The sequence below is a fragment of the Mesorhizobium sp. M8A.F.Ca.ET.057.01.1.1 genome, from assembly GCF_003952565.1.
GTDB lineage: Bacteria > Pseudomonadota > Alphaproteobacteria > Rhizobiales > Rhizobiaceae > Mesorhizobium.
On sequence record NZ_CP034454.1, the window covers coordinates 2,370,250 to 2,392,066 of the forward strand.

The 21,817-nt window shown below is 63.1% G+C and carries 23 protein-coding genes; 16 read left to right on the forward strand and 7 right to left on the reverse strand.

What is annotated here, in order from left to right:
• The first annotated feature begins 290 nt into the window (after positions 1-290).
• The 3 genes from EJ077_RS10940 to EJ077_RS10950 all read left to right on the forward strand — a co-directional run bounded on the left by EJ077_RS10940 (position 291) and on the right by EJ077_RS10950 (position 2,000).
• On the forward strand, positions 291-809 hold the full coding sequence (locus tag EJ077_RS10940) for an RrF2 family transcriptional regulator (protein WP_208701886.1): 519 nt from the start codon (positions 291-293) through the stop codon (positions 807-809).
• Positions 810-837: 28 nt separating this feature from the next.
• Positions 838-1,296 carry a carboxymuconolactone decarboxylase family protein gene (locus tag EJ077_RS10945; RefSeq protein ID WP_208701888.1) on the forward strand — a complete coding sequence of 153 codons (459 nt, stop codon included), beginning with the start codon at positions 838-840 and terminating at the stop codon, positions 1,294-1,296.
• A 275-nt stretch (positions 1,297-1,571) separates the two neighbouring features.
• Positions 1,572-2,000 carry a hypothetical protein gene (locus EJ077_RS10950; RefSeq protein ID WP_208701890.1) on the forward strand — a complete coding sequence of 143 codons (429 nt, stop codon included), beginning with the start codon at positions 1,572-1,574 and terminating at the stop codon, positions 1,998-2,000.
• A gap of 60 nt (positions 2,001-2,060) precedes the next feature.
• Here EJ077_RS10950 and EJ077_RS10955 read toward each other — a convergent pair whose 3' ends face one another.
• Positions 2,061-2,783, reverse strand: coding sequence for an SDR family oxidoreductase (locus EJ077_RS10955; RefSeq protein WP_208701892.1), 723 nt, complete (start codon positions 2,781-2,783; stop codon positions 2,061-2,063).
• A complete protein-coding gene (locus tag EJ077_RS10960; protein ID WP_208701894.1) occupies positions 2,780-3,619 on the reverse strand; it encodes an SDR family NAD(P)-dependent oxidoreductase in 840 nt (279 codons plus the stop codon). The genes EJ077_RS10955 and EJ077_RS10960 overlap by 4 nt, the downstream gene beginning before the upstream one ends.
• Positions 3,620-3,722: 103 nt before the next feature.
• Between EJ077_RS10960 and EJ077_RS10965 the strand changes: the two genes are divergently transcribed.
• On the forward strand, positions 3,723-4,610 hold the full coding sequence (locus EJ077_RS10965) for a helix-turn-helix transcriptional regulator (RefSeq protein ID WP_208701896.1): 888 nt from the start codon (positions 3,723-3,725) through the stop codon (positions 4,608-4,610).
• Positions 4,611-4,627: 17 nt separating this feature from the next.
• Here EJ077_RS10965 and EJ077_RS10970 read toward each other — a convergent pair whose 3' ends face one another.
• Positions 4,628-5,263 (reverse strand): TetR family transcriptional regulator C-terminal domain-containing protein, encoded by a 636-nt coding sequence (locus EJ077_RS10970; RefSeq protein WP_208701898.1) that lies wholly within the window; start codon positions 5,261-5,263, stop codon positions 4,628-4,630.
• Between the two features lie 225 nt (positions 5,264-5,488).
• Between EJ077_RS10970 and EJ077_RS10975 the strand changes: the two genes are divergently transcribed.
• From EJ077_RS10975 to EJ077_RS11000, 6 genes are all read left to right on the forward strand, one after another.
• Complete coding sequence (locus EJ077_RS10975) at positions 5,489-6,817, forward strand: aspartate aminotransferase family protein (protein WP_135881951.1); 1,329 nt, start codon at positions 5,489-5,491, stop codon at positions 6,815-6,817.
• 139 nt (positions 6,818-6,956) lie between these two features.
• On the forward strand, positions 6,957-7,484 hold the full coding sequence (locus EJ077_RS10980; protein WP_245458718.1) for an endonuclease domain-containing protein: 528 nt from the start codon (positions 6,957-6,959) through the stop codon (positions 7,482-7,484).
• The gene (locus EJ077_RS10985; protein ID WP_208701902.1) at positions 7,370-8,620 is read left to right on the forward strand and encodes a Zn-dependent hydrolase; all 1,251 of its coding nucleotides are present in this window, start codon (positions 7,370-7,372) and stop codon (positions 8,618-8,620) included. Before EJ077_RS10980 ends, EJ077_RS10985 begins: the two co-directional genes overlap by 115 nt.
• A complete protein-coding gene (locus EJ077_RS10990; RefSeq protein ID WP_208701903.1) occupies positions 8,617-9,033 on the forward strand; it encodes a contact-dependent growth inhibition system immunity protein in 417 nt (138 codons plus the stop codon). The genes EJ077_RS10985 and EJ077_RS10990 overlap by 4 nt, the downstream gene beginning before the upstream one ends.
• 45 nt (positions 9,034-9,078) lie before the next feature.
• Positions 9,079-10,530, forward strand: a complete 1,452-nt coding sequence (gene hydA, locus EJ077_RS10995) for a dihydropyrimidinase (protein WP_208701905.1) — start codon at positions 9,079-9,081, stop codon at positions 10,528-10,530.
• A 2-nt stretch (positions 10,531-10,532) separates the two neighbouring features.
• Positions 10,533-10,910 carry a hypothetical protein gene (locus EJ077_RS11000; RefSeq protein WP_208701907.1) on the forward strand — a complete coding sequence of 126 codons (378 nt, stop codon included), beginning with the start codon at positions 10,533-10,535 and terminating at the stop codon, positions 10,908-10,910.
• Between the two features lie 23 nt (positions 10,911-10,933).
• Here EJ077_RS11000 and EJ077_RS11005 read toward each other — a convergent pair whose 3' ends face one another.
• A complete protein-coding gene (locus tag EJ077_RS11005; protein ID WP_208701909.1) occupies positions 10,934-11,338 on the reverse strand; it encodes a cupin domain-containing protein in 405 nt (134 codons plus the stop codon).
• A gap of 138 nt (positions 11,339-11,476) precedes the next feature.
• Here EJ077_RS11005 and EJ077_RS11010 point away from each other — a divergent pair, with 138 nt between their 5' ends.
• The 5 genes from EJ077_RS11010 (at position 11,477) to EJ077_RS11030 (ending at position 16,318) form a co-directional block, all read left to right on the forward strand.
• Positions 11,477-12,268 (forward strand): ABC transporter ATP-binding protein, encoded by a 792-nt coding sequence (locus EJ077_RS11010; RefSeq protein WP_208701911.1) that lies wholly within the window; start codon positions 11,477-11,479, stop codon positions 12,266-12,268.
• A 369-nt stretch (positions 12,269-12,637) separates the two neighbouring features.
• A complete protein-coding gene (locus tag EJ077_RS11015; RefSeq protein ID WP_208701913.1) occupies positions 12,638-13,516 on the forward strand; it encodes an ABC transporter permease in 879 nt (292 codons plus the stop codon).
• The gene (locus EJ077_RS11020; RefSeq protein WP_208701915.1) at positions 13,513-14,667 is read left to right on the forward strand and encodes an ABC transporter permease; all 1,155 of its coding nucleotides are present in this window, start codon (positions 13,513-13,515) and stop codon (positions 14,665-14,667) included. The genes EJ077_RS11015 and EJ077_RS11020 overlap by 4 nt, the downstream gene beginning before the upstream one ends.
• A gap of 40 nt (positions 14,668-14,707) precedes the next feature.
• Positions 14,708-15,679 carry an ABC transporter substrate-binding protein gene (locus EJ077_RS11025; protein WP_123167349.1) on the forward strand — a complete coding sequence of 324 codons (972 nt, stop codon included), beginning with the start codon at positions 14,708-14,710 and terminating at the stop codon, positions 15,677-15,679.
• Positions 15,680-15,874: 195 nt separating this feature from the next.
• The gene (locus tag EJ077_RS11030; protein ID WP_208701917.1) at positions 15,875-16,318 is read left to right on the forward strand and encodes a CHRD domain-containing protein; all 444 of its coding nucleotides are present in this window, start codon (positions 15,875-15,877) and stop codon (positions 16,316-16,318) included.
• A gap of 435 nt (positions 16,319-16,753) precedes the next feature.
• Here EJ077_RS11030 and EJ077_RS11035 read toward each other — a convergent pair whose 3' ends face one another.
• The 3 genes from EJ077_RS11035 to EJ077_RS11045 all read right to left on the reverse strand — a co-directional run bounded on the left by EJ077_RS11035 (position 16,754) and on the right by EJ077_RS11045 (position 20,607).
• On the reverse strand, positions 16,754-18,403 hold the full coding sequence (locus EJ077_RS11035) for a thiamine pyrophosphate-binding protein (protein ID WP_208701919.1): 1,650 nt from the start codon (positions 18,401-18,403) through the stop codon (positions 16,754-16,756).
• The gene (locus EJ077_RS11040) at positions 18,400-19,575 is read right to left on the reverse strand and encodes a CaiB/BaiF CoA transferase family protein (protein WP_135881942.1); all 1,176 of its coding nucleotides are present in this window, start codon (positions 19,573-19,575) and stop codon (positions 18,400-18,402) included. The genes EJ077_RS11035 and EJ077_RS11040 overlap by 4 nt, the downstream gene beginning before the upstream one ends.
• A 99-nt stretch (positions 19,576-19,674) precedes the next feature.
• On the reverse strand, positions 19,675-20,607 hold the full coding sequence (locus EJ077_RS11045) for an alpha/beta fold hydrolase (RefSeq protein ID WP_208701921.1): 933 nt from the start codon (positions 20,605-20,607) through the stop codon (positions 19,675-19,677).
• A gap of 184 nt (positions 20,608-20,791) precedes the next feature.
• On the opposite strand from EJ077_RS11045, the gene EJ077_RS11050 reads away from it, so the two are divergent.
• Positions 20,792-21,799, forward strand: coding sequence for a ribonuclease T2 family protein (locus EJ077_RS11050; protein ID WP_208701923.1), 1,008 nt, complete (start codon positions 20,792-20,794; stop codon positions 21,797-21,799).
• Positions 21,800-21,817 lie beyond the last annotated feature (18 nt).

Consider the following 21,817-nt stretch of genomic DNA (forward strand, 5'->3'; position numbering starts at 1 on the left):
CGGCGAAGCCGGGACGGAGAGGGGGCTTCGGGACGACTGGGAACTGCCCAAGGCTCCTGATCGCCTTTACTCGCGCCTCCTCCTCACCGGTTGCATCTTCACAAAGGTCGTCCCCCTCTCCGTCCCGGCTTCGCCGGGCCACCTCTCCCCCGCTCCGCGGGGTGCGAGGAACCCAAACCTTGCTAAGCGGTGTGCCGGGAACCATCAGAATTAGCGGACAATCTCCATTCTCCTATTGCAGATAAAAATTATCCACGATAAAAGATATCCATGAATTGGAGATCATCACGATGAAGCTGGGCGAGGGCGTTGAGGCGGCCATCCACTGCGCGGCGACGCTGGCGAGCGTGGACGGCAACAGCACCATGCCGGGCGCGGCTCTGGCGGAGGCGTTCGGCCTGTCGCCGAGCTATCTCCTGAAGCATCTCAATATGTTGAGCGCGGCGCGCATTCTGGAATCGGTGCCGGGCCCGGCGGGCGGCTATCGGCTGGCGCGGGCGGCGGAACGCATCACACTGCTCGACATCGTGCTGGCCATCGAGGGGCGCGAACCGGCATTTCGCTGCGGCGAGATCCGCCGCAACGGTCCGGTCAAGATCGATGCCTCGGCCTATGTCAAACCCTGCGGCATCAATGCCGCGATGCTCAAGGCCGAGCGTGCCTACCGGGCAGCGCTGGCCGAGGTGAAGCTGTCCGACATCGTGGCGGATTACGCTGCGGAAGGCGACCCCAGATCGTTCGCCGCGAGCTGCGCCTTTGTCGAGAGCCGCCAGCGGCCGCAGAAATCCAGTTCAACCAACCAAACCTAACCCTCCCGACGATGCGAAAGGAAAGACGATGAAACAGAGAATGCAATTCTTCGCCAAGGCGCCCGAAATCATGAAGGCGGTCTCGGCGCTCAACAAGGCGGTCGACGAATGCGGGTTGGAGGTGAGCCTGCTGCACCTGATCAAGCTCAGGGCTTCGCAGATCAATGGCTGTTCCTTCTGCGTCGAGATGCATAGCCGCGAGGCCAGGCGCGACGGCGAAACCGAGCAACGGCTCTATCTGGTTTCCGCATGGAAGGAATCGCCGCTCTTCTCCGAGCGCGAACGCGCCGCCTTGGCCTGGACCGAAGCGGTGACGATGATCGCCAAAGATGGCGTGCAGGATGAGCTTTATGCCCGCACGCTGGAGCATTTTTCGGAAGAGGAACTGGTCAAGCTGTCCGTCGCGGTCGGCATGATCAACACCTGGAACCGGCTTTGCATCCCGTTCCATGCCATCCATCCGATGCCGGCCGCCAAGGCGGCCTGACAGTCCGAATGTTTGTTGGGGCGCCGCCGAGGGGCGCGGCGCTCCAACTGCTTCAAGGGGAGTTTAATGCCCGCCGATTTGCCCCACCTTGTGGTTCTCTCGGCTGCCCGCTGCTCGACGGCGCGCCGCCATGGCAGCGCCGATACTTATTGTTAGGACAGTGCCGGTATCTAATCTCTAATCGTAATTTCGTTGAGCGTTAGATGTATATTCTCAGAGGGAGAAGGCGAGACACCCTGAGATGGCTGCTTATGGGAGGAGGTCTGGCAGTTGTCGTGGTCGTGCTTCTGGAACATTTGCAGTCAATTACGGCTAGGGATTCCTTCGTTTTATTGGACGCCTACTTTATATCGAGCTTGCTGGTAATTGTTGTCCTGCTGCGAAAATCGGAAGAGAAAATCTTTCTGGCGTCCCCTTTATTCCTGTGGAAATCAGCAACTCGCTTCACTCTATTTGTCTATTTGGTTTACGGCTCAACCGCGCTGTACCCTTTTGTGGAAAAGCGCTTTCGTTCTGAATTCATAGGCGAGGTCGGCTTTTTCATACTTCTCCTGGTAATGGGGTTCCCTGACGTCCTCCTTTTTCTTCGAGCAAAGGCCGATTCTGGGAAACCTAACTATCAAAGGGCAAATCTGTTTGGCTTTTGGATAGTGCTGCTGTTCGTCATCGCGGCAATCGGTGCTGGGATAGTCGCCGGGCGGTAGGACCCCCTGCTCATCCAAGTCACAATACCGTTGTCACGTTTCTCCCGCCGCATGCACTTCCTACGCCGCGAACCGCAGGCCGCCATCGCAGGTCAGCACCTGGCCGGTCATGAAGCTGTTGGACACGAGGAAGGCGATTGCCGAGGCGACGTCCTCGGCGCGGCCGATCCTGCCCACGGGCGTCTTCCCCGCATATTCGGCAAAGACCGCTTGCCGCTGCTCATCGGGCAAAAAATCCCACCACGGCGTGTCGATGACGCCGGGCGCCACGACGTTGACGCGCAGCGGCTTCAATTCCACCGCCAGGATCGGCGCGACGGTCAGCAGCATGCCATTGATGGCGCCGATGCCGGCGACGCCGGGCATCGCGACCTGAGCCGACACCGCCGAAATGAAGGTGGCCGATCCCGATTTGTTCAACGTCGGCAAGGCGGCCTGCAGGCAGGACAGTTGCGGCCGCACCTTTTCGTCGACGCCGCCGCCGATGTCCGCGAGATCGAGCGTCTCGAACGGTCCGAGGCCCTTGCCGCCGCTCGCTGCCAGAACGAGGTGGTCGAACGGACCGAGCCGATCGAAGAACTGGCGCACCTCGTCGGGGTTCGACGCGTCGAAGGCTGCCTTGTCGGCTGCGCCGCCGAGACTTTTCCAGGCGCTGACCAGCTTGTCCTGGTTGCGCCCGGTGATGGTGACCTTCATGCCCGGGCCGAGCAGTTTGCGCGCTGTCGCCAGGCCGATGCCGGACGAGCCGCCGATGATGACTGTGTGTTCGGTTGTGCCGGTCAAGACCGTTCTTCCTTCGATTTTGGCAAAGCCAGCGCGACGAGATCGAGGCTCAGGCTGCGCAATTGTTGTCTTGCCCTGGCATCGTAGGCCTGGGCGTCGGCGTGGGATTCGCGCAGTCCGTCGAAATAGAGGCCGCTGCGGCCTTCGAGCTTTTGCGCGGTGGCGAGGGTCAAGATGGCGTCGGCGCCGGTTTCGACGGAGCTCCATGGCGTCACGCCCGCCTGCCGGACCATGGTCGTGTTCATGTAGCTCGCCGGATGCAGCGCGTTTACGGTGACGCCGCTGCCTTTCAACTGTTCGGCCAGATCGATGGTGAACAGGATCTGCGCCAGCTTGCTCTGGCAGTAGGCGCGCACGCCGCTATAGCTGTGGGTCAGCATGACGTCGTCGAAGTCGATCGCCTGCTGGCCGGCGGACGCGACGTTGACGATGCGCGCCGGGGCGCTTGCCCTGAGCAGCGCCAGCAGCTCCGAGGTCAGCAGGAAGCCGGCGAGATAGTTGACGGCAAAGCGCAGTTCGTGGCCGTCGGCGCTTGTTTGTCGCTTGTCGCCAGCCGTGCCGACGCCGGCATTGTTGATGAGGACGTCGAGGCGGCCCGTCCTGGCGCGCACGGCCTCGGCGAGGCGTCTTACCTCCGCCAGCGACGCGAGATCGGCCGCGAGAAACTCGGCCTTGCCGCCGGCTGCTTCGATGTCGGTGATAACGGCTTTGCCGCGCGTGGCATCGCGGCCGTGCACCAGCACCCGTGCGCCGGCGGCGCCTAGCCTTTGCGCCACGACCCGGCCGACGCCGTCGGTCGATCCGGTGATGAGGATGGTCTTGTCTTTCAATTCCATGTTCAGAGCCTCCTGTTGCTGCTCCGAACGCAAGATGGGACGCTTCGCCCGCGGCAAACAGTTCAAACTTTATCCTGGTATCAATACTGCTATAATAGCCAGCATGAACGCTTCCATCTCTGCTGCCCCCACCCAATCAGCCGACGAGAGCCGCCGGCGCGAACTCGGCGCCTTCCTGCGTTCGCGCCGGGAAAGGCTGACGCCATCGGCCACCGGCATCGCAACAGGTCCGCGACGGCGCACGCCGGGTCTGCGGCGCGAGGAAGTGGCGATGATCGCCGGTGTCGGCACCACCTGGTACACCTGGCTCGAACAGGGCAGGGACGTGCGACCCTCGGTCGAAGTGCTTTCGGCGCTCTGCGAGGCTTTGCACCTCGACGCCGTCGAGAAGCGGCATCTGTTCATCCTCGCAGGCCGCCAGCAGCCGGAACGTCGTGTGGCGGCGCCCGAGAAGGTGGACGCTACGCTGTTGCATATGCTGCAAAGCCTCGTCCTGCAGCCGGCCCAAGTGGTCGGCCGGCGCTGGGATGTGCTTGCCTGGAACCCGGCCGCGGCGGCCGTGTTCGGCGACTATGGCCTGCTGGACGGCGACAGCAGAAACATCGTCCACATGGTGTTCACCAACCCGCACCATCGCCGCCTGCTGGTCGACTGGGAAGAACTCGCCCGCATGGTGCTCGCCTCATTTCGTGCCGAAAGCGCCAAATATGTCGGCGATCCCGATTTCGACAGGCTGATCGCCCTGATGATGAGTTCAAGTCCCGAGTTCCGTGACTGGTGGCCCCGGCGCGACGTGGCGCGCAGGCTGACCGGCGTGAAGCACGTTCGGCATCCCAAGGCCGGCTTGATGGCTTTCGAGCATATGAGCCTGTCGATCGACGACGGCTCGGATATGCGGCTGATCGTCTACACGCCGCTCGCCGAGCAGAACTCGGTCGCCAAGCTGCAACAATTGCTCGACGCGATCCCGGCCGAGAGGCGCAGTGCCTGACCCATCGGCGGCAGTGGTCAGCCCTTCGGCTTCAGCCCATCGAGGAACAATTGCTCCAGGAAGCGGGCGGCGTCCTCGAAGCGGCCGTCGCCGCCGCGGTTCGGGCCGAGCACGGCGCGGACCTGGACGTCGAAATCGGCATAGTGCTGGGTGGTCGCCCAGATCGAGAAGATCAGGTGCCAGGGATCGGTCCGGGCGATCTTGCCGGCGCGCATCCAGCCCTTGATGACGGCTGCCTTCTCGTCGACCAGCGTCTTCAGCTCGCCCGCCAGCAGCGGCATGATGCGCGGTGCCCCTTGCAGGATCTCGTTGGCGAACAGCCGGCTCTCGCGCGGGAAATCGCGGGCCATTTCCAGCTTGCGCCTGATGTAGCTCCTGAGCTCGGTCATCGGATCGCCGATATCGTCGAGTTCCCTCAGCGGCGCCAGCCAGGTTTCGAGCAGCCGTTCCATCAAGGTCTCGTGAATGTCTTCCTTGCGGCGGAAATAGTAGAGCAGGTTCGGCTTCGACATGCCGGCGGCTTCGGCGATCTGATCGATGGTCGAGCCGCGGAAGCCGTTGGTGGAGAACACTTCGAGCGCGGCCTCCAGGATCAGTTCGCGCTTTTCCTGCTGGATGCGGGTGCGGCGAGGGGCATGCGTGCTCGTGGTCACCGTTGCGGACCCTCGTATTGACGGTCATCTGGACCAATTCTCTGGACCAGTTTTTCCCTAGCCTGTGGAACGCACTTCAGGAGCCGCATTTCCGCTAGTAATCCTTGACCGCCGACAGGGCGGTGCTAACGTTTGTCCAATCGGTCAAAATTTGCGTAGCATGAAAGCGCGGCAAAGACCAAGCGTTGGACGCACCGAAACAGGTTACAAGGGGAAGTCTTGGTCATGTCCAACCGGCTGAAAGTCACGCCGAACGATCTCAGCGCATTCTGGATGCCGTTCACGGCAAACCGGCAGTTCAAGCAGGCGCCGCGCATGTTCGTGTCCGCCAAGGACATGCACTACACCACCAGCGACGGCCGCAAGGTGCTGGACGGCACCGCCGGCCTGTGGTGCGTCAACGCCGGCCACTGCCGCCCGAAGATCACCGAGGCGATCCAGCACCAGGCCGCCGAACTCGACTACGCCCCGGCCTTCCAGATGGGCCATCCGATCGTGTTCGAACTGGCCAACCGCCTGGTCGACATCGCGCCCAAGGGCATGGACCATGTGTTCTTCACCAATTCCGGCTCGGAATCGGTCGAGACCGCTCTGAAGATGGCAATCGCCTATCACCGCGTGAAGGGCGAGGGCTCGCGCACCCGGCTCATCGGCCGCGAGCGCGGCTATCACGGCGTCAATTTCGGCGGCATCTCGGTCGGCGGCATCGTCACCAACCGCAAGATGTTCGGCACGCTGTTGGGCGGCGTCGACCATATGCCGCACACCCACCTGCCGGAGAAGAACGCCTTCTCCAAGGGCGTGCCGGAGCATGGCGCGGAGCTCGCCAACGAGCTGGAGCGCATCGTCGCCCTGCATGACGCCTCGACCATTGCCGCCGTCATCGTCGAGCCGGTCGCCGGCTCCACCGGGGTCATCCTGCCGCCGAAGGGCTATCTCGAGAAGCTGCGCGAGATCTGCACCAAGCACGGCATCCTGTTGATCTTCGATGAGGTCATCACCGGTTTCGGCCGCCTCGGCGCACCGTTCGCCGCCGATTATTTCGGCGTCACGCCCGACATCATGACCACCGCCAAGGGTGTCTCCAACGGCGTCATCCCGATGGGCGCGGTGTTCGTCAAGAAGGAAATCCACGACGCCTTCATGACCGGCCCCGAGCACATGATCGAGTTCTTCCACGGCTACACCTATTCGGGCAATCCGATCGCCTGCGCAGCCGCACTCGGCACGCTCGACACCTACAAGGAAGAAGGCCTGCTCACGCGTGGCGAGGAACTGGCGCCTTACTGGGAAGATGCGTTGCATTCGCTGAAGGGCGAGCCGCATGTCATCGACATCAGGAATATCGGCCTGATCGGCGCGATCGAACTGGCGCCGATCGCCGGCAGCCCGACCAAGCGGGCCTTCTCGGCTTTCGTCAAGGCGTTCGAGCGCGGCGCACTGATCCGCACCACTGGCGACATCATCGCACTGTCGCCGCCGCTGATCATCACCAAGGGCCAGATCAACGAATTGATCGACCATGTGCGTGAAGTTTTGAGGTCTATCGATTGAAGATCTGGGCGCGGATATCCCTCCCCCTCGGGGGGAGGGTGGCCGCGAAGCGGTCGGGTGGGGTCGGTGCGACTGGGCGCCGACCTGATCTTTTGCTGCGAGGTCGCTCCTGATGCCCCGCACCCGCGTGAGCTACGAAATGCGCCAGAAGGCGCGCTCGCTCCGAGTTCACGCGACCAAGGGCGAATCCCTGCTCTGGTACGAGTTGCGCGATCTCAAATCGATCGGCATAAAATTTCGCCGCCAGTGCCCGATCGGGCCGTACATCGTCGACTTTGCCTGCTTCGGTGTGAAGCTGGTGGTCGAAGTGGATGGCGATCTGCACGAGTACGAGAAAGGCAAACGGCACGACGCTGTCCGTGACGCTTATCTGCGTTCGCTCGGGTTCGATATCTTTCGCGTTGACGAGCCCGATGTCATAAACAGCGCCTGGCATGTCGCGCAGGCGGTCAAGGGGAAGGTCGAGCTTATGTCAGGCGACCCCACCCGACCGCTTCGCGGCCACCCTCCCCTCCAGGGGGAGGGGACGCCGCGCAATTGGAGAGGTTTTGAATGGCCGCACCCGGCGAAAATCTGCGAATCAATTCAGACCGTTTGTGGGATTCCATCATGGAGATGGCGAAGATCGGCCCGGGCATTGCCGGCGGTAACAATCGCCAGACCGTGACCGACGAGGACGGCGAGGGCCGGCATCTGTTCAAGCGCTGGTGCGATGCGGCCGGGCTCGAAATGGGTGTGGACGAAATGGGCACCATGTTTGCCCGCCGTGAAGGCACCGACCCCAGCCTGCCGCCGGTCTATGTCGGCAGCCATCTCGATACGCAGCCGACTGGAGGCAAATATGACGGCGTGCTCGGCGTGCTCGGCGGGCTCGAGATCGTGCGCTCGCTCAACGATCTCGGCATCAAGACGAGACACCCGATCGTCGTCACCAATTGGACCAACGAGGAAGGCGCGCGCTTCGCACCGGCGATGATGGCGTCGGGCGTGTTCGCCGGGGTGCTCGACCAGGCTGAAGTCTACGAGCACACGGACAAGAACGGCAAGAAATTTGGCGAGGAACTGGAGCGTATCGGCTGGAAGGGCACCGAGAAGGTCGGCGATCGCAAGATCCACGCCTTCTTCGAGCTGCACATCGAGCAAGGCCCGATCCTCGAGGACGAAGACATCGACATCGGCGTCGTCACCCACGGCCAGGGCCTGAAATGGCTGCAGGTGACGCTGACCGGCAAGGAGGCGCATACCGGCTCGACCCCGATGCCCAAGCGCCGCAATGCCGGGCTCGGCATGGCGCGCGTGATCGAACTGGTGCACGAGATCGCCATGGACTACCAGCCCGACGCGGTCGGCGCTGTCGGGCACATGGAAGTCTATCCGAACTCGCGCAACATCATCGCCGGTCGCACCGTCTTCACCATCGACATCCGTTCGCCCGAGAAAGAGGTGCTCGATGCCATGGATGGCCGCATCCGCGAAGGCATCGACACGATCTGCGACGCGCTGGACATCAAATACGAGATCGAGCAGGTCGGCCATTTCGATCCGGTCACCTTCGACAAGGACTGCGTCAAGGCAATTCGCGATGCCGCCGATCGGCTTGGCTATACGCACCGCAACATCGTCTCCGGCGCCGGCCACGACGCCTGCTGGATCAACCGCGTCGCGCCGACCGCCATGGTGATGTGCCCTTGCGTCGACGGGCTCAGCCATAACGAGGCCGAGGAGATCACCAAGGAGTGGGCGGGAGCCGGCGCCGACGTTCTGTTCCACGCGGTGGTGGAGACGGCGGGGATTGTGGAGTGAAGCCGAGAGGCAACGTTGACGAGGATCGAAAGCTGCGGGTCCTTGTCGGTTGGCCCCACGCCAGATCGTCTTATCCTTCGTCGCTGGTAGAAAGATGCGAGGCTGCGCTCGACACACCTTTAGGGCAGCTTTCTACCGAACAGTTGCGGCTCCTCATTGGTCAAGAGATCGGTCTGGAAATTCTCGTCGTGAAAGCAATTGACCTGATTGAAATGGATCCGTTGGTGCATGGTGATTACTATGACGGGGATTTGATTTCGATGTGTCTAAAAATTTCTGGCGCGTTCTGGGCGACGCATCCCGATCTTTGGTTTCGCTTGAACGAGGTATTGGAAAGCTTCGATCGGAAGGTCGAAGCGGTGAATGAACATAGAGCCCAGTTCATGGCCGCAAATCCTTATGGAGCCCGATGACGCTGCAAAACCTTGGCTATAACGATTAAGAATGGGAACAACAAAATGACCAAAGTCATCAAGAACGGCACCGTCGTCACCGCCGATCGCAGCTGGAAAGCCGATGTGCTGTTCAGTCACGGCAAGATCGTCGCCATCGGCTCGGACCTGCATGGCGATCACGAGTACGACGCCACCGGCTGCTATGTGATGCCGGGTGGCATCGACCCGCACACCCATCTCGAAATGCCGTTCATGGGCACCTATTCGGCCGATGATTTCGAATCCGGCACGCGCGCGGCGCTCGCTGGGGGCACCACGATGGTGGTCGATTTCTGCCTGCCGTCGCCGCAGCAATCGCTGCTGGAGGCCTTGCAGATGTGGGACAACAAGACCTCGAAGGCCGCCTGCGACTACTCCTTCCACATGGCCATCACCTGGTGGGGCAAGCAGGTGTTCGACGAAATGGCCACCGTCGTCGACAAGGGCATCACCTCGTTCAAGCATTTCATGGCCTACAAGGGCGCGCTGATGGTCGACGACGACGAGATGTATGCGTCGTTCCAGCGCTGCGCCGACCTTGGCGCGCTGCCGCTGGTCCATGCCGAGAATGGCGACGTGGTCGCGGCGTTGTCGCAGAAGCTGCTTGCGGCCGGCAATAATGGGCCTGAGGGCCACGCCTATTCGCGTCCACCGGAAGTGGAGGGCGAGGCGACCAACCGCGCCATCATGATCGCCGACATGGCCGGCGTGCCGCTCTATGTCGTGCATGTCTCCTGCGAGCAGAGCCATGAGGCGATCCGCCGGGCACGCCAGAAAGGCATGCGGGTGTTCGGCGAGCCGCTGATCCAGCACCTGACCCTCGACGAGAGCGAGTATTTCGACAAGGACTGGGACCATGCGGCGCGCCGGGTGATGAGCCCGCCCTTCCGCAACAAGCTGCACCAGGATTCGCTGTGGGCGGGCCTGCAGGCCGGGTCGCTGCAGGTGGTGGCGACCGACCATTGCGCCTTCACCACCGACCAGAAGCGCTTCGGCGTCGGCAACTTCACCAAGATCCCCAACGGCACCGGCGGGCTCGAGGACCGGTTGCCGGTGCTATGGACCAGAGGCGTCAACACCGGGCGGCTGACGATGAACGAGTTCGTCGCGGTGACCTCGACCAACATCGCCAAGATCCTCAACATGTATCCGAAGAAGGGCGCTATCGTCGAAGGCGCGGATGCCGACATCGTCGTCTGGGATCCCCAGCGCAAGAAGACGATTTCGGCCAAGAAGCAGCAGTCTGTCATCGACTATAATGTGTTCGAAGGCGTCGAGGTGACCGGTCTGCCGCGCTTCGTCTTCTCGCGCGGCGAACTGTCGATCGAGGAAGCCGAGGTCAAGGCGAAGCCCGGCCATGGTGAGTTCGTCGGACGTGAACCGAACGCGGCGGTCAACCGGGCGCTGTCGACGTGGAAAGAGATCACCGCGCCGCGCAAGGTCGAGCGGACGGGCATCCCGGCGACGGGGGTTTGACGATGCGCGCCATTCATCTTGCCATCGCCGCCGCGGCGCTGTTGTCGGCGGGCCATGCGGCGGCAGCCGGGATCGATCTCAGCAAGCCTTATGGCGACAAGTATGGCTGCATCAACAAGAACGGCCAGGAAGTCGCCGCCGATCAGATGCTGCTTCTGACCGACAAGGAACTGATCACGGCGGCCAGCGCCTGCACCTTCACCGAGACGAAGGCGCAGGCCGATGGCTCGTTGACGGTCAAGGCCGAGTGCGAAGCCGAAGGTGAGGACGGCAAGTCACTGGCCACCTTCACCATCAAGCGCAGCGCCAAGAACGCCAAGAAACTGTCTGTCGTCGACGAGGACGGCAATGTGATGGGTGAAGTCTCCCGGTGCAAATGATGGCGGCCACCCTCCCGTCGGCGTCAGGCGACGAGCGCATCCAGTTCCGGCAGCAGGACGACGCTTTCCTGTTCGTTGGGATCGGTGCGGGCAATGACGGCCGAGGAGGGGGCGTTGCTGAGATTGGCCGGCAGATGCGGCACGCCAGCCGGGATGTAGAAGAGGTCGCCGGCCTTGACGACGATGTGATGTTCGAGCCGGTCGCCATACCAGGTATGGACTTCGCCGGAGAGCACGTAGATCGCCGTTTCGTGGTTCTCGTGCAAATGCGCCTTGGCGCGGGCGCCGGGCGGCATGGTCAGCACGTGCATGCAGATGCCGGATGAGCCGACCGTTTCGGTCGCGATGCCGGCCAGATAGGTCAACCCCTGCTTGCCTTCATAGGTGCTGTCAGGGCGAATAAGATGACAAGTGGGTTTGGGCGACATCGGGGAAACTCCGGGCGTCGATTGAGTGGAACAAGGTCGGTGGGCCAATGGGACAGGGCAAGTGGAAAACAACATCGCGATAAATGCAACCGGATTTCAGCCGGCGCCCCGGTGCCGTGACAAGGCAGGCAGCGACCGATGACGGGATCTTCGCCAGCCGTCGTTTCGGCAAGCAAGCTTGGCCTCACGTTCCAGACCAATGACGGCCCGGTCCAGGCGCTGTCCAATGTCGACCTGACCATCGGCAAGGGTGAGTTCGTCTCCTTTATAGGCCCGTCCGGCTGCGGCAAGACCACGCTGCTGCGCGTCATCGCCGATCTGGAGAAGCCGACTTCGGGGACGATTTCGGTCAACGGCATGACGCCGGAACAGGCGCGCGAGAAACGCGCCTATGGCTATGTCTTCCAGGCAGCCGCCCTGTTTCCCTGGCGCACCATCGAGCGCAATGTCGCGCTGCCGCTGGAGATCATGGGCCTGTCCAAGACCGAGCAGGCGGAGCGGATCAAGCGCACGCTCGACCTCGTCAACCTCATCGGCTTCGAGAAGAAATACCCCTGGCAGCTCTCCGGCGGCATGCAGCAGCGCGCCTCGATCGCGCGCGCCTTGGCCTTCGACGCCGACCTCCTGTTGATGGACGAGCCGTTCGGTGCGCTGGACGAGATCGTGCGCGACCACCTCAACGAGCAATTGCTGCAACTGTGGGGCCGGACCAACAAGACCATCTGCTTCGTCACCCACTCCATACCGGAGGCGGTCTATCTGTCGACCCGCATCGTCGTCATGTCGCCGCGCCCGGGCCGGGTCAGCGACGTCATCGAATCGACGCTGCCGAAGCAGCGGCCGCTCGACATCCGCGAGACGCCGGAATTCCTGGCGATCGCCGCGCGGGTGCGCGATGGGTTGAGGGCAGGGCATAGCTATGATGATTGAGCGGCGCGAAGGAGCGGCCAATAACGCCTTCGTCATCCTAGGGAGGAGCAGGCGCGAAGCGGCCTGCGTAGACCCTAGGATCCATGCCGTGACGTTGGTCGAAGAGCCAAAACGGCGGAGAATGGCCTCCCGCCGCGGTCGCGCGAGGGGCGCTATGTTCCGCACCGTCTCTGAGCGCAGAGGTAACGGCATGGATCCTAGGGTCTGCGCCGCGTCGCTTCGCTCCTTGCTTCGCCCTAGGATGACGAAATCGCGGTGGGCGGCTCTCTCTACGCAGGCCGCTTCGCGCCTGCTTCGCCCTAGGATGACGAAGGCGTGGTTGACCGCTCGCGTTGCGCGGAGCGGTCGCCTCGCTGGCGAGGCCTCCTGATGGACACCTTCCGCTCCAAGCTCATCCCCGTGACCTCGATCCTCGCTGGCGTGGTCGTGCTCTGGTACGTTTTCGCCGTTATCCTCAACGCGCCGTTCCAGCGCGATCTCGACACCCGGGCCAACGAAACCCCTGGCGCCGTCGAGTTCATCGGCAAGACGCTGTCGCAGCCGAAGCCGACGCTGCCGGCGCCGCATCAGGTGGCGGTGAATTTCTTCGAGAACACCTTTCTGCGGCCGATCAATTCGAACCGCAGCCTCGTCTACAACGCCTGGGTGACGCTGTCCTCGACGCTGCTCGGCTTTGCCTTCGGCACCGCGCTCGGCATCGTCATTGCCGTCGGCATCGTCCATGTGGCGACACTCGACCGCAGCCTGATGCCGTGGATCATCGCCTCGCAGACCATCCCCATTCTGGCGGTGGCGCCGATGATCATCGTCGTTCTGGCGGCGATCGGCATCACCGGGCTGATCCCCAAGGCGATGATCTCGACCTACCTGTCGTTCTTCCCGGTGACGGTCGGCATGGTGAAGGGCCTGCGCTCGCCCGAGCTCATGCATCTCGACCTGATGCACACCTACAATGCCAGCCGCACGCAAACCTTCTGGAAATTGCGCGTGCCGGCCTCGGTGCCGTTCCTGTTCACCTCGATGAAGGTGGCGGTGGCGGCAAGCCTGGTCGGCGCCATTGTCGGCGAACTGCCGACGGGTGCGGTCGCCGGCATCGGCGCCAAGCTGTTGGCCGGCGCCTATTACAGCCAATCGATCGACATCTGGTCGGCGCTGGTCGCGGGCTCGATCGTTGCGGCACTTCTGGTCATGGTGGTCGGCATTGCCGGCCGCCTCGTTGACCGCGCCATGGGCGGGAGGCCGGCATGAATTGGCTGAAACCTTCCTGGCAAGCGGTGCTGGCGATCGTGCTGTGCCTGATCGCGGTCGCGCTTGGCGCCATGTCGAAGCCGGAAGCGGCAGCGCTTGCGGACCCGACGGCGAGCATCAACTATCCCTATCTGGGAACGAAGGGCTTGATGCTCGGCCTTGCCGTGGTCGCGGCGCTGATCTCGATGGCCAGGATTCCATCCGTTGCAGAGGCCGTCGTGCTGTTCATCGGCGCCCATCTCGTCGCCTGGCTGCTGATCTCGGGCATTGCGGGTTTCGAAGGCACCGCACTGGCGCCGTATTTCCTGCTGCTGACGGCTGCCTGGCTGCTTGGCTGGCGTTGCGTCGCGGTACTGTCGGGACTTCGCCCGATAACGGGTTGGGCGCGGACCGCTTTGCGTCTGGTCATCCCGGCCATCTTCGGCGCCTGGATCCTGATCATCTGGGAGGCGGTGACGCGAGGCGCCGGCATTCCTTTCATCCTGCTGCCGCCGCCGAGCGCGATCGGCGCGCGCATCGCCGGTTCGCTGCCGATACTCGGCGCCGATGTCCGGCAGACCATCTTCAAGGCGGTGCTCTTCGGCTATGTCGTGGGCAGCGGCGCCGGCTTCATCACCGCCATCCTTGCCGACCGCGTGCCGTTCCTGCGGCGCGGGCTCTTGCCGATCGGCAACATGGTCTCGGCGCTGCCGATCATCGGCGTGGCGCCGATCATGGTCATGTGGTTCGGCTTCGACTGGCAGTCCAAGGCGGCGGTGGTCATCATCATGACCTTCTTCCCGATGCTGGTGAACACGGTCGCCGGGCTCGCTGCGTCCGGCCATATGGAGCGCGACCTGATGCGCACCTATGCGTCGGGCTACTGGTCGACGCTGATCAAGCTCAGGCTGCCGGCCGCCGCTCCTTTCATCTTCAACGCGCTGAAGATCAACTCGACGCTGGCGCTGATCGGCGCGATCGTCGCCGAGTTCTTCGGCACGCCTGTCGTCGGCATGGGATTCCGCATTTCGACCGAGGTCGGGCGGATGAACATCGACATGGTCTGGGCCGAAATCGCAGTTGCAGCACTTGCGGGTTCGGTCTTTTATGGCGTGGTCGCCCTTGTCGAAAGGGCCGTCACGTTTTGGCATCCCTCTGTCCGTGGTGGATAGGGGCGGTGGGTTTAGGGCACTAACTTCAGAGGGTAAAAAAATGAAAAGACTTATTATTCCAGTTCTGGCCGGCGCGATGTCGCTGGCCGCGTTCCAGGCAATGGCCGCCGACAAGGTGACGTTGCAGCTGAAGTGGGTCACGCAGGCCCAGTTTGCCGGCTACTATGTCGCCAAGGCCAAGGGCTTCTATGAAGCCGAAGGCCTCGATGTCGACATCAAGCCGGGCGGCCCCGATATCGCGCCGGAGCAGGTGATTGCCGGCGGCGGCGCCGACGTCATCGTCGACTGGATGGGCGGCGCGCTGGCCGCACGCGAAAAGGGCGTGCCGCTGGTCAATATCGCCCAGCCGTTCAAGAAGGCCGGCATGGAACTGGTCTGCCCGAAGGATGGCCCGATCAAGACCGAAGCCGACTTCAAGGGCCACACGCTCGGCGTCTGGTTCTTCGGCAACGAATATCCGTTCTATGCCTGGATGAACAAGCTTGGCCTCAAGACCGATGGCGGCAAGGACGGCGTCACCGTGCTCAAGCAGAGTTTTGACGTGCAGCCGCTGATCCAGAAGCAGGCCGATTGCATCTCGGTCATGACCTACAACGAGTACTGGCAGCTGATCGACGCCGGCTACAAGCCCGAACAGCTCACCGTGTTCAACTACTCGGCGATGGGCAACGACCTGCTCGAGGACGGGCTCTATGCGTCCGAAGACAAGCTCAAGGATCCGGCCTTCGCCGACAAGATGGTGCGTTTCGTGCGGGCCTCGATGAAGGGCTGGAAATACGCCGTCGACAACAATGACGAGGCGGCAGGCATCGTCATGGATGGCGGCGGCCAAGACGAGAACCACCAGAAGCGCATGATGAGCGAGGTCGCCAAGCTGATCGACAATGCCGACGGCAAGCTCGATCCGGCGACCTACGAGCGCACCGCCAAGGCGCTGCTCGACCAGAAGATCATCACCAAGGAGCCGAAAGGCGCCTACACCACCGCGATCACCGACAAGGCGATCAAGTAAGTCTCGCGGGCGCAATCAACGGCGCCTGCGACCGGTTTGACGGCTGACACCAAAAGGGGCGGGCGACCGCCCCTTTTCCATGCGCTCCAATCACAAAACCGTGTGCAGGGATACATTGCGCCACCCAGCCGTTTCGATGAAGCATGCGCGCGTCGGGGAGCCGCGACGGATGCTTCATCCAATCGGAGGTTATTCATGCGCGCTCACTCCTTCCTGCCGGCGTTATCGGCACTCGCCATTTCCACCGCTTTCCTGTTCGCATCACCGGCCATGGCCGAGATGGTGAAATACAAGGCGACCCTCGATGGCGGCCAGCAGAGCCCGGCCGTCACCACCAAAGGCAAGGGGACGGCTACTCTCACCTTCGACACGACCAAGAAGAAGCTCAGCTGGAACGTGAAGTATTCCGGCCTCAGTGGCCCGGCGGTGGCCGCGCATATCCACGGCCCGGCAGCAATGGGTGAAAACGCGGATCCCGTGATCCCGTTCAAAGGCAAGCTGAAGAGCCCGATAAAGGGGTCGGCCACGTTGACCGATGCGCAGGCCGCCGACCTGGAGGCCGGCAAATATTACGTCAACGTGCACACGGCCGCCAACAAGGACGGCGAGATTCGTGGCCAGATCGAAAAGGCGATGTAGGGTCCGGAGCGCCGCTAACGCTTGAAAGCCGGCGCGGCGGCGCCGTCTCTGTCCTGCCGGACATCTCCGCCGCAAGGGCTAGGGATGCACACATTTCCAAGCGGCCGGTTTCTGGCGTTAACGCGCATAGCAGCTTGGCGCATGCATTGTCTTAGGCTGCGCTGGTCGACCCCCACTCCGTCTCGGCTTCGCCGAGCCACCTCTCCCCCGATCGACGGGGGAGAGGAAACGCGCCAAGTTTTTTGACGTCAAGGCTCGTACGCTAACCCCTTCCTTTCCCTCCGGAGGGGGAAAGGTGGCGCGGCGAAGCCGCGACGGATTGGGGGAACCACGTGGCAATCAAGCCCCACGTCGATGAGTCGCGCCAGTCACAGATGATGTGTGCATAGTGTAGCCGCAAAGGAAGAAGATCGGCAGCTTTGATGCAGCGCCCTTTCAGGTCTTGTCGCGAATCTGGGTCATCGTGCGGGTCGGCGTGATCGCTTCGGGATCGAGCTTGATCTCGACGATCGCGGGCTTGCCGCTGGCGCGCGCGCGTTCGAAGGCCGGCGCGAAATCGGCGGTCTTCTCAACAGTCTCGCCATGGCCGCCATAGGCACGGGCAAGTGCGGCGAAGTCGGGGTTCTTGAGATCGGTCGCCACCACGCGGCTCGGATATTCGCGCTCCTGATGCATGCGGATGGTGCCGTAGATGCCGTTGTTGACGACGACGACGACGATCGGCAGGTCGTATTGCACGGCGGTGGCGAATTCCTGACCGTTCATCAGGAAGCAGCCGTCGCCGGCGAAGGCGACCACGGTGCGCTCGGGATAGAGCGCCTTGGCTGCGACCGCCGCCGGGGTGCCGTAGCCCATCGAGCCCGATGTCGGCGCGCCCTGGGTGGCGAAGCGGCGGAAGCGATGGAAGCGATGCACCCAGGTCGCGTAATTTCCAGCGCCATTGGTGAGGATGGCATCGTCCGGCAGCATTTTTTCCAGATAGTTCATGATCGGTCCCATCTGGACCGCGCCGGGGCCGGTTTCAGGCGGTGTCGACCAGTCGAGATAGGCGGCGTGCAGTCGGGCGGTCTCGGCTGCCCAGGCCGGCGTTCCGGCCGGCTTGCGCTTGGCGAAAGCCTCGACGAAAGCCGCTGGCGATGCATTGATCGCCAGCGTCGGGCGGTAGACCCGGCCGAGTTCGCCGGCATCGGCATGGACGTGCACCAGTGCCTGGTCGGGATAAGGGCTCTTCAGCAGCGTGTAGTCTGAAGATGGCATCTCGCCCATGCGGCCGCCGATCAAGAGAACGACGTCGGCCTGCTTGATCGCCGCCGCCAGCTTCGGATTGATGCCGATGCCGACATCACCGGCATAGTTTGGATGAAGATGGTCGAACAACATCTGGCGGCGGAAGGAACAGCCGACAGGAAGCGACCAGGTCTCGGCGATTTCGTGCATCCGCGCCACGGCGTCCGCGTTCCAGCGCGTGCCGCCAAGGATGACGAAGGGACGCTTCGCGCCGACAAGCAGCGTTCCCAGCGTGTCGAGCTCGGCCTCGCCGGGATAGGTCTCGACCGGCGTGTGGGGAAGTGCTTTCGGCGCCTCGACCTCGCTGGTCAGCATGTCCTCGGGCAGCGAGATGACGACCGGGCCGGGCCGGCCCGACGTCGCCACGGCGAAGGCGCGGGTGACGAATTCCGGGATACGCGAGGCGTCGTCGATCTCGACCACCCATTTGGCGATGTCGCCAAAAAAGCTGACATAATCCACCTCCTGGAACGCCTCGCGCTCCTTGGCGTGGCTGGCGACCTGGCCGATGAACAGGATCAGCGGAACCGAATCCTGCATGGCGATGTGGACGCCGGCCGACGCATTGGTGGCGCCGGGGCCGCGGGTGACGAAGCAGATGCCGGGCTTGCCGGTCAGCCGGCCCTGGCAGTCGGCCATCATGGCGGCGCCGCCTTCTTGGCGGCAGACGATGGTGCGGATCGAGGAGTCGTGCAGCGCGTCGAGCACCGCAAGGTAGGATTCGCCCGGCACGCAGAAGATACGGTCGGTGCCGTTGGCTTCGAGGGCGTCGACGATCAGTTGTCCACCGGTCTTCATTTCCCAGACTTCTCCAGTTCGGCAAGGATTTCGTCAGTGTGCTCGCCAAGGCGCGGCGAGGGGCGCTCATAGCTGAGCGGTGTGCCCGACATCACCATCGGGGCGCGCACCGACGGCAGGCGGTTGCCATGGCCGTCGTCAAGGTCGAGCCGCATGCCGCGGGCAATGGTCTGCGGATCGGCGAACATCTGGCCGATCGTGTTGATCGGGCTTGCCGGCACGCTGGCGGCTTCGAGCTTCGCCAGCAGCGGATCGCGATCCCAGCTCTTCAGCGCCTCGATGATGCGTGCGCGAAGGTCCACGCGGTTGGCGACGCGGGCCGGATTGGTGGCGAAATCGGGATTCGCCGGCAAATCGTCCAGCCCGACGGCGGCGCAGAATTTGCCGAACTGGCCGTCATTGCCGACAGCCAGGATGATGTGGCCATCCCTGACCGGAAGCACTTCGTACGGGGCAATGTTCATATGGGCATTGCCCATCTGCACCGGCGACTTGCCGGAGACGAGATAGTTGAGGTTCTGGTTGCCGAGGGCCGAGATCTGGGTGTCGAACAGCGCCATGTCGATGTGCTGGCCCTCGCCGGTCTGTTCGGCATGGCGAAGTGCCGCCTGGATGGCGATCACCGAATAGAGACCGGTGAAGATGTCCGAGATGGCGACGCCGGCCTTTTGCGGCTCGCGGCCGGCCTCGCCGGTGATCGACATCATGCCGGCCATGGCCTGGATGATGAAGTCGTAACCGGCGCGTGGCGCATAAGGCCCATCCTGGCCGAAGCCGGTGATGGAGCAGTAGACCAGGCGAGGGTTGATCTTCTTCAGACTGCCGTAGTCGAGCCCGTATTTCTTCAGGCCGCCGAGCTTGAAGTTCTCGATCAGCACATCCGCCGTCGCGACCAGCCGGCGCACCGTCTCGGCGCCGTCCGGCGTCGAAAAGTCGATGGCGATGGAACGCTTGCCGCGATTGCAGGAATGGTAATAGGCGGCCGACAGGTTCTCGCCGTCATGGCTCATGACGAAGGGCGGACCCCATTTGCGGGTGTCGTCGCCGCCATCGGGGCTTTCGACCTTGATGACATCGGCGCCGAGATCGGCAAGCAACTGCCCGGCCCAGGGGCCGGCAAGAATGCGGGCGAGTTCGACGACGCGGACGCCTTTCAGTGGGGGTTCGGCCATAAATCACCGTGGTTGCGGCAATCACCGTGATTGCCGCGAAAGCAGTGCCTCTATCAAGCCCGGCAGCGGCTGTCACGGTCCTTGCAATGGGCCAACCCGTCACGCCTTCAGGACATTGTCCGCCCAGTTGGCGAAATCGTCCATGATGATGTCGCGGTTCACCTCGTTCAGGCTTTCATGGCGGGTGTCGGCGTAAACCTTTGAAACCAGATTCGAAAAGCCCATCTTGCGCATACGATTGGCGAGATGGGTGATCCCCTTGCCGTAGTCCGAGGCAGGGTCTTTTTCGCCGCCAACGATAGCGACGGGGATGTCGCGGCGAACGGTGGCAAAGCCTGCATCCTTGCCGCCGTTCAGCGCCATGGCGACCACATCGCGCCACATCGAGATGGAGGCATCCCAGCCGCAGAGCGGATCGGCGATGTATTTCGCCACCTCCGCTTCGTCGCGCGACAGCCAGTCGAACAAGGTGCGATGGTTGGGCACCGCCTTGCCCCAGGCCTGGAAGGTGAGTTTCGGCAGCAGGCGCGACGGGACATCGGAGCCCAGCCGCATCCGTTCCCAGGCGAGGATACCGAGAGCCACCTGGCCGAGCAGGCCTTGCGAGAAATTGCCGTTCCAGATCGCCGCGGCATGAATGCGCCCGGAATGGCGTAGCAGGTAGTTCAGCGCCACGGACGCGCCCATCGAGTGGCCGAAGAGGATTACCGGCAGGTCAGGCTGCTCGCCGGCGATGAGATCGTGGATGGCGTCGACATCGGCGATCACCTTGGCCGGGCCGTCCGTGTCGGCGAATCTGCCGAGCGGCGCGTCGGGCGCCTTGGTCGCTCCATGGCCACGGTGGTCATGAACGTAGACATGGAAGCCCCGGGCGGCCAGGAAATCGGCGAAGCGGTCGTAGCGGGCGGCATGTTCGGCCAGGCCGTGATTGATCTGGACCACCGCACGCGCAGGGCTATCAGCCTGCCGGACGAACAGATTGAGGTCTGCGCCGGTCGGCGAGCGAACCACGCGCTGCTGGCTGAATGGCATGCCGGCCGGTCTCCCCCTGGTTCCGCCTTTGTCATGCCAACGTGTGCGCCGGTGCCAGATTTGCGTCAATCTGGCCTGCCGGCTTTTCCGCGACGATCTTTCTTGCCACGGGCTCGCAAAATATCGCAATTCTGACATGGAGACAGCTTCAGTCTGTCGCCCACTTTCCAGCAGGGGATTCTCCATGCGCATTGCTGTTGTTTTCGGATTGGCCTTGTTGGCGGGGTCGCTGGCGGGCGCGGCGCATGCCGACGTCAAGATGAGTGGAACCTTCGTGGCCGATGCTGCCTGTCCGGCGACGCAGGCGATCAAGAACGGCAAGAACCCCGGCAATGTTTCGACCGATGCCGGACAGACCTATCAGCTGCTTGCCGGCAACAAGGACACGCCGACCCACTACCTCATCCAGGTGCCGGGCGCCGATCCAGAGCGCCGCTGGGTGAAGGTGAGCTGCGGCCACCTGTCGGGCAGCAGCGCGGCGAGCGTGCCAGCGGCACCGGGCGGGCAAGGCAAGCCCGGGACCTCGGGAAAACCCGAATATGTCTTCGCCTTGAGCTGGCAGCCGGCCTTCTGCGAGACCAAGTCGAACAAGACCGAATGCAAGGCGCAAAACCCTGGCGAATTCGATGCCACCAATTTCACGCTGCACGGTCTGTGGCCGCAGCCGAACGGCAATTTCTATTGCCAGGCTTCGGCCAGCGACAAGGCCAATGACAATCCGGCCCACTGGCAGGACCTGCCGCCGGTGAACCTCGATGCCGACACCCGCGCCGAGCTCGACAAGGTGATGCCGGGCACCGCCTCGAAGCTGGAACGGCATGAATGGATCAAGCACGGCACCTGTTACGGCAAAAGCCAGCAGGAGTATTTTTCCGACGCCCTCCATCTGATGCGCGAGGTCAACAGCTCGCCCGTGCGCGACCTTTTCGCCAAGAACATTGGTGGCAAGCTGACGGCGGACCAGATTCGCGGTGCCTTCGACCAGGCCTTCGGTGCGGGAGCAGGCGACAGGGTGCGGGTGTCCTGCGTCATCGATCCGTCGAACGGCCGGCGGCTGATCGGCGAACTGACACTCGGCCTTGCCGGTCCGATCGGCCCGAACAGTTCACTCAAGGACCTGCTGCTGGCATCGGTGCCGACCAACAAGGCCGGTTGCCCGACCGGCACGGTCGACGCGATCGGGTTCCAGTAAGGACGGGATCGCCGCTTC

What these genes read in the sequence shown, in the direction of transcription:
- EJ077_RS10945 (WP_208701888.1), top strand. Translation starts at nt 838, where the DNA reads ATGAAACAGAGAATGCAATTCTTCGCCAAGGCGCCCGAAATCATGAAG.
- EJ077_RS11005 (WP_208701909.1), bottom strand. Translation starts at nt 11,338, where the DNA reads ATGTCGCCCAAACCCACTTGTCATCTTATTCGCCCTGACAGCACCTAT.
- EJ077_RS11025 (WP_123167349.1), top strand. Translation starts at nt 14,708, where the DNA reads ATGAAAAGACTTATTATTCCAGTTCTGGCCGGCGCGATGTCGCTGGCC.
- EJ077_RS10940 (WP_208701886.1), top strand. Translation starts at nt 291, where the DNA reads ATGAAGCTGGGCGAGGGCGTTGAGGCGGCCATCCACTGCGCGGCGACG.
- EJ077_RS11050 (WP_208701923.1), top strand. Translation starts at nt 20,792, where the DNA reads ATGCGCATTGCTGTTGTTTTCGGATTGGCCTTGTTGGCGGGGTCGCTG.
- EJ077_RS10975 (WP_135881951.1), top strand. Translation starts at nt 5,489, where the DNA reads ATGTCCAACCGGCTGAAAGTCACGCCGAACGATCTCAGCGCATTCTGG.
- EJ077_RS11030 (WP_208701917.1), top strand. Translation starts at nt 15,875, where the DNA reads ATGCGCGCTCACTCCTTCCTGCCGGCGTTATCGGCACTCGCCATTTCC.
- EJ077_RS11020 (WP_208701915.1), top strand. Translation starts at nt 13,513, where the DNA reads ATGAATTGGCTGAAACCTTCCTGGCAAGCGGTGCTGGCGATCGTGCTG.
- EJ077_RS11015 (WP_208701913.1), top strand. Translation starts at nt 12,638, where the DNA reads ATGGACACCTTCCGCTCCAAGCTCATCCCCGTGACCTCGATCCTCGCT.
- EJ077_RS10965 (WP_208701896.1), top strand. Translation starts at nt 3,723, where the DNA reads ATGAACGCTTCCATCTCTGCTGCCCCCACCCAATCAGCCGACGAGAGC.
- EJ077_RS11010 (WP_208701911.1), top strand. Translation starts at nt 11,477, where the DNA reads ATGACGGGATCTTCGCCAGCCGTCGTTTCGGCAAGCAAGCTTGGCCTC.
- EJ077_RS11045 (WP_208701921.1), bottom strand. Translation starts at nt 20,607, where the DNA reads ATGCCATTCAGCCAGCAGCGCGTGGTTCGCTCGCCGACCGGCGCAGAC.
- EJ077_RS10985 (WP_208701902.1), top strand. Translation starts at nt 7,370, where the DNA reads ATGGCCGCACCCGGCGAAAATCTGCGAATCAATTCAGACCGTTTGTGG.
- EJ077_RS10960 (WP_208701894.1), bottom strand. Translation starts at nt 3,619, where the DNA reads ATGGAATTGAAAGACAAGACCATCCTCATCACCGGATCGACCGACGGC.
- EJ077_RS11035 (WP_208701919.1), bottom strand. Translation starts at nt 18,403, where the DNA reads ATGAAGACCGGTGGACAACTGATCGTCGACGCCCTCGAAGCCAACGGC.
- EJ077_RS11040 (WP_135881942.1), bottom strand. Translation starts at nt 19,575, where the DNA reads ATGGCCGAACCCCCACTGAAAGGCGTCCGCGTCGTCGAACTCGCCCGC.
- hydA (WP_208701905.1), top strand. Translation starts at nt 9,079, where the DNA reads ATGACCAAAGTCATCAAGAACGGCACCGTCGTCACCGCCGATCGCAGC.
- EJ077_RS10980 (WP_245458718.1), top strand. Translation starts at nt 6,957, where the DNA reads ATGCGCCAGAAGGCGCGCTCGCTCCGAGTTCACGCGACCAAGGGCGAA.
- EJ077_RS11000 (WP_208701907.1), top strand. Translation starts at nt 10,533, where the DNA reads ATGCGCGCCATTCATCTTGCCATCGCCGCCGCGGCGCTGTTGTCGGCG.